Source organism: Neorhizobium populisoli, assembly GCF_019430945.1.
Lineage (GTDB): Bacteria > Pseudomonadota > Alphaproteobacteria > Rhizobiales > Rhizobiaceae > Neorhizobium > Neorhizobium populisoli.
In genome coordinates this window covers 1-5920 of sequence record NZ_JAHYCB010000024.1, presented here as the reverse complement: position 1 = coordinate 5920, position 5920 = coordinate 1, and the positions used below count along the sequence as shown (strand labels likewise).

At 56.2% G+C, this 5920-nt stretch carries 3 protein-coding genes and 2 pseudogenes; 4 read left to right on the top strand and 1 reads right to left on the bottom strand.

What is annotated here, in order from left to right:
* Nucleotides 1-2646: cadherin domain-containing protein (locus KX729_RS34330; protein ID WP_281423291.1), on the top strand; the 2646-nt coding region annotated here is incomplete at its 5' end.
* 120 nt (nt 2647-2766) lie between these two features.
* Nucleotides 2767-3033 (top strand): annotated as a pseudogene (locus tag KX729_RS31845) (IS3 family transposase); the annotation flags it as partial.
* Between the two features lie 257 nt (nt 3034-3290).
* Here KX729_RS31845 and KX729_RS31840 read toward each other — a convergent pair.
* A pseudogene (locus KX729_RS31840) lies at nt 3291-3645 on the bottom strand (IS3 family transposase); the annotation flags it as partial.
* Nucleotides 3646-3756: 111 nt separating this feature from the next.
* Here KX729_RS31840 and KX729_RS31835 point away from each other — a divergent pair.
* Nucleotides 3757-3966 (top strand): hypothetical protein, encoded by a 210-nt coding sequence (locus KX729_RS31835; protein ID WP_219746468.1) that lies wholly within the window; start codon nt 3757-3759, stop codon nt 3964-3966.
* 234 nt (nt 3967-4200) lie between these two features.
* Nucleotides 4201-5295: a helix-turn-helix transcriptional regulator gene (locus KX729_RS31830; RefSeq protein WP_219746467.1), complete on the top strand. Its 1095-nt coding sequence runs from the start codon at nt 4201-4203 to the stop codon at nt 5293-5295.
* Nucleotides 5296-5920 lie beyond the last annotated feature (625 nt).

The window sequence follows — 5920 nt, the reverse complement described above, 5'->3', positions numbered from 1 at the left end:
CTGAACGGCGGCAATGATGCTGATACGCTCCATGCGGCTTACTGGGACACCGACGACGTCGGCTCGATCAACACCCTCAACGGCGGTGCGGGCAACGATTACCTCTACGGCAATGAAGGCCGCGATACGCTGAACGGCGGAGCGGACGACGACTTTCTCAGCGGCGGCAGCAACGACGACATCCTGAACGGCAATGACGGCACCGACACGCTCTATGGCGAAGAGGGTGACGATGTGCTCGACGGGGGCTCTCTCGCCGATCAGATGTTTGGCGGGAACGGCGACGACACCTACTACGTCGATGTCGCCGGGGACACGGTTGTTGAATACGACAATCAGGGAATCGATACCGTCCGGACAAATCTCAGTTACACGTTAGGTTCGAACGTTGAAAACATTATCTTGGGGGGCTTCTCCAACGTCAACGGTACCGGCAACGGACTGAACAACGAGATCACCGGCAACGGCGCTGCGAACAAATTGAATGGCGGGGCAGGCAACGACAAGCTGAATGGTGGTAACGGAGCCGATGAATTGGCCGGTGGCACTGGTGCCGACACGCTGATTGGTGGCCAGGGCACCGATGTCGCAATCTATGCCGGCGACAGGTCGTCCTATGTCGTGTCGTCGTTGAGTGACGGCACCTACAAGGTGGTCGACCAGCGTTCCGGGAACGGTAAGGAGGGGACCGACACTGTATCGGGCGTGGAGATCCTGCGTTTTGCTAATGGATCGTTTGCAATCGGCGATCTCGTGCAAGACTTGGCGCCAGTCTCCGTCTCGCTGTCGAACCCATATGTCGTCGAAAACGCACTTGGTGGCACCATTGTCGGCACCTTCTCGGCAACCGACCCGGAAGGCATGGCGCTCACCTATTCGCTGACAGATTCCGCAGGCGGCATCTTCAAGCTTTCGGGAAACAAGCTGGTCACTACAAAGGCGCTCGACTACGAAACGCTGAAGTCCGATACCGTCACCGTCGCAGTTTTCGACGGGGTTAACACAACAACGACGACTTTTACCATCGGGATTACGGATCTCAATGAAGCCCCGGCGACCGTCGCACTGTCGAACGCCAGTGTCGCTGAGAATGCCGCCGCTGGAACGACGGTCGGCATCTTCTCGGCAACCGATCCGGAAGGCAAGACGCTTTCCTATACTCTTACGGATACTGCTGGCGGCATCTTCAAGCTCTCCGGCAACAAGCTCGTCACAACGAAGGCACTCGACTACGAGGCACTGAAGTCCGACACGGTTTCGGTCGCGGTCTCCGACGGGGTCAATACAACGACGAAGACTTTTACCGTCGGGATCACCGATCTCAATGAAGCCCCGGCGACCGTCGCACTGTCGAACGCCAGTGTCGCCGAGAACGCTGCCGCTGGAACGACGGTCGGCACCTTCTCTGCAACCGATCCGGAAGGCAAGACGCTTTCCTATACTCTTACGGATACTGCTGGCGGCATTTTCAAGCTCTCCGGCAACAAGCTCGTCACAACGAAGGCACTCGACTACGAGGCACTGAAGTCCGATACGGTTTCGGTCGCGGTCTCCGATGGGGCCAATACGACAACCAAGGTCTTCACAATCGGGGTTCTCGACATAAACGAGGCACCGATATCCGTGACGTTGTCGAATGCCAAGGTTACTGAAAACGCAGTCGCTGGCACCGTGGTCGGCGCTTTCTCGGCGACCGATCCGGAGGGCAAGGCGCTCACTTACAGTCTGACAGACACTGCCGGCGGAATCTTCAAGCTCTCCGGCAACAAGCTGGTGACTACGAAACCGCTGGACTACGAGACCCTCAAGACGGATACCGTAACGGTTGCAGTTTCTGACGGTACCAACGCGACCAAACAAACCTTCACTATTGGTGTCACGAACGTCAATGAGGCCCCTTCCTCCCTTACCTTGTCGGCATCAGCCGTTGCTGAAAACCAGAAGGTTGGCACCACGGTCGGGACATTCGCGGCTGTTGATCCAGAAGGCGGCAAGCTGACCTACAAGCTCCTTGATGGTGCTGCGGGCCTTTTCAAACTGGACGGCAACAAGCTCCTGACTGCGAAGACGATTGATTATGAGAAAATCCAAAAAGACACCGTCCAGATCGAAATCTCAGACGGGACAAACAAAGTCACCAAAGTTTTCGCGATAAGCGTTGTCGACGTCGCCGAAACCATAAAGGGCTCCAATAAATCCGAGACAATCACGGGAGGTATCGGAGCCGACACGATTGACGCGCTTGACGGAGACGACAAGCTGTATGGCGGTAGTGGCAACGACGTTCTCAAAGGTGGTCTCGGCAAGGACTTCTTGGTTGGAGGCGCGGGTAGGGACAGCTTTGTCTTCAATACCAAGCTCGGTTCGGCCAACATCGACACGATCAACGATTTTAGTGCCAAGGATGACTCGATTTGGCTCAGCGATGATGTCTTCACAAACGTCGGAAAGGTCGGCGACCTCAAGCCCGATGCACTCTACATTGGCACCAAGGCGCACGATACAAGCGATCGCGTGATCTACGACAAGGCATCCGGCAAGCTCTGGTATGACGCCGATGGAAATGGCAAAGGTGCCGCTATTCAATTCGCGCAGATTGATAAAGGGTTGTTGCTGACGGCCGCGCATTTTGACGTTCTTGCATGACCGAATTAGCAAATGACCAGGATTTAGGGGGACTGGAGAGAAGAGCAGCGCTACAGCATGCGCGACGAACCCCATTCCGTAGCTGGGGAATATGCGCTACAGCTTCACACCGTGAACGTCGGCTCGCTCACACGGATTAGCGAAGCGAAATTGCTTCGCTAGATGTCCCAAAAGGGTTGCTCGCAAGACAACGCCGCGTGCGAAGGGTTCTTGGGTCGGCTGAAAACCGAACTCTTCTATCCACGAGACTGGAACGCCATGACGATCGAACCGTTCGTCGCCGAGGTGGATGCATATATTGGATGGTACAATGAGAAGCGTATCAAGATATCGCTGGAATCGCTCAGCCCGGTTGAGTATCGTCAGAGCCTGGGTCTGAACTTATGAAGCGGTCCAACTCTTTATCCGCACCCCCAAGGGGTCAACATTCCGAGCCGATTGACAATCAAGACGGTAGAACCGAACGAAGCGAATAGCGAGATTGGCGCTCCTTAGGCATCAGAGAAGCAATCTATGGGCCGCGTCATGCAGGTTACCCAATGCCGGTCCGTGCGTCCGGATGTCATTATCCCCGTCGAGAACCTGATCTGATACGCGACGGCTTTTCCTTTGGACTTCCGTTCGATCACGTTCGTGGCGGCTGGGCTTTGCTTATGCCGGCGGTCGATCATTTCTTTCCGCCCAGCAACCCCGCCTTGCCGAGCGCACCGGATTAAAAATCATTCTCCAGTGTCAGTTCGCCGATCTTGGCGTGCGTGTTTTGACATCCACCGTCGGAGCCGCCGGTTCCGCCTTGGCTTCATCGCCGAAAGCGCCCGTCGCCCCCTCAAGCAGCTGATCTTTCCACTGTTTGATCTGGCTGGCGTGTACATCGAACTGCTGGGATAATTCCACCAGCGTCTGCTCACCTCGGACGGCCGCGAACGCCACCTTTGCCTTAAAAGCCGGGATATGGTTCCGGCGCGGTCGTCTCGTAATGGTCTCTCCTGTTCCCGGCATCTAAGCCGACGTCAGGCTGAAATTCCACTTATCCCCGCTGTCGAAATTTCCCGAGCCACCTCTGGTCACCCACTCGGGTGAGGATCAATCCTGGGCACACAGGGGCGTTATATGAAAAGAACAGTTCTACTTCTTTCGGGTTTGCTGGTTGCGACAAGCGTTTACGCAGCGGCCGAGAGGCCGGCGACCGAAGCCGAAATCGAAAAGATCGCCGTTGGCAAGATAGTGAACGGGCGGATGAGCTATGGCAAAGACGGAAGCTATAGCTACGCTGGTGGCGACAAGGGGAAATATACGAATCCTCCGGCAGAACTTGCGTGACCTTTTCGACTGGCTTCAAACGATGCGATCGCATAGTTACCGATGGAAGCAGATACACCTTGATCAATGCGAAGGGCGATCGCTTCCCTTACGGAAACTAACATCGGCAGGCTCTGTATCTATCCTGTTCAACCGTCCGGCAGCAGCAGCACGATCGCACGCTTTCGGAACGCTCTTGCTGCCGCGCGGCTAGACGTGCTTTCATTGGGTCAGACAATGGGCCAATGAGGTATGATGTCGACCGAGCTGTCCTCGCTTCTAGCGCAGATTTACGAAGCCGCCGTAATCCCGGAGAAATGGCCAACTGTCATTCTGTCCGTCGCCGAGCATTTCGACTTTTGGGGTGGCTGGTTTTTTGCGACCGATCATGTTCATCATGAATGGATAATGTCGGACAACGTCAAGCCGGCGGTGATGGAGTTTCTGAGCGGAGGATGGGCTGCTCGCGATGAACGGCTTGGACGGCTTCTTGCCGCAGCACCCAATGGCTTCTTTCGGGATCAGGACCTTTTTACCGAAACGGAAATAAATTCGATGCCGCTTTACCAGGAATTCCTGTTTCCGCGCGGTTTCGGCTTCGGCGCGGCAACGATCATCGAGACGCCTGGCGCTAATCGGATCGTGCTCGCGCTGGAGCGTCGCTTCGAAGCCGGGCCTGCCGATCCTCAAGCGCTCGCCATGCTTGATATCGTTCGACCTCATATTGCACGCGCCATCATGCTAACCAGTTATACGCTCTCCAACAACGCGCAGATTGCAGTCGAGGCGCTGGACGCAGTCGCAACTCCCGCAGCGGTATTAGGCGCAGATCGCAAAGTGATTGCGATCAATATCGGGCTGGAGGCTCTCAAGAGCCAGTTCAAGGCGGGAGCGCTGGGGCGGATGAACCTAGCGGATAGATCCGCAAATGCGCAGCTCATTCAGGCCATGAGTGAAGTCACAACTGATTCCGGCTCCTCCGTTCGCTCCATCGCGGTTCCTGGCCGAGATGCGGAACCAGCTTGTGTGGCGCATGTCATCCCGTTCCGCGGCCGATCCAGGGAGATATTCACAGGAAGCCAAGCTTTGCTTGTCGTTTCCCAGCAGGATCGAAAGGTAGCGCTGAACGATGCCGTGCTCAAAGGCTTGTATGACCTGACTCCGTCTGAGGCTGCGCTGGCGAAGCAACTTGTTGCTGGAAGATCCCTGGAGGAGGCAGCATCGGGTCTCGGTGTTTCGAAAGAAACCGTCCGTAGCCACCTCAAGAACGTGTTCATCAAGTCCGGCGCCCGATCGCAGACCGAACTGGTCCGGCGACTATCCGGATTGGGGACACCAAACTATGTTTGAAGAGCACTACGGCGGCGATTGGCACTAACTGCCTGATAAGCCGAACGCCATGAAGAGGCTCGAACCGCAGGCCTGGCTGATGCAGCCTTCGTTCATTGAGAACGAGTGCGTTTGAAAACAGACATTTGCCGGGGATTTTTGTGATTGCCGGCCGTCACCTCACGCAGCTTTGCCTTGCCGATGATGATGGCGCCGGCCGTCCCAGGGTGTGCGGGATAGGAGCCAGACCACGCGCCCTTTGCACGTAGGATGGCTGCGATCGCTATCGACGCACAATGATCTCCACGCGTCTGTTTCGCTGCCTCCCCTCCGGATCATCGCTGCCGTCCGTGTGAACGTTCGTCGCCCTCGGCCGCGACTCCCCAAATCCGAGTTCGATAACCTTGCTTGGCTTCAGCCGAGCATGGCGCTACTCGGGATCAGCAAGACCGAAATAGCGCAGTCGATCAAACGCAGCGTCGCGTCAGGGATCGCGCGAAAAAACAATGCCAAGAACGAGCCTTATACCAACCGTCATTGATCAGAACCCTTGTGCCCAGTTGCGCCTTCCGATCGACATTATCTTCCACGGTCGGTCCTGCAGTGTTCGCCAAGCGTAGCAGCAATGATCGACGATATCCTCGTA

Coding starts and splice junctions, on each gene's coding strand:
- KX729_RS31830 (WP_219746467.1), top strand. CDS start 4,201: ATGTCGACCGAGCTGTCCTCGCTTCTAGCGCAGATTTACGAAGCCGCC.
- KX729_RS31835 (WP_219746468.1), top strand. CDS start 3,757: ATGAAAAGAACAGTTCTACTTCTTTCGGGTTTGCTGGTTGCGACAAGC.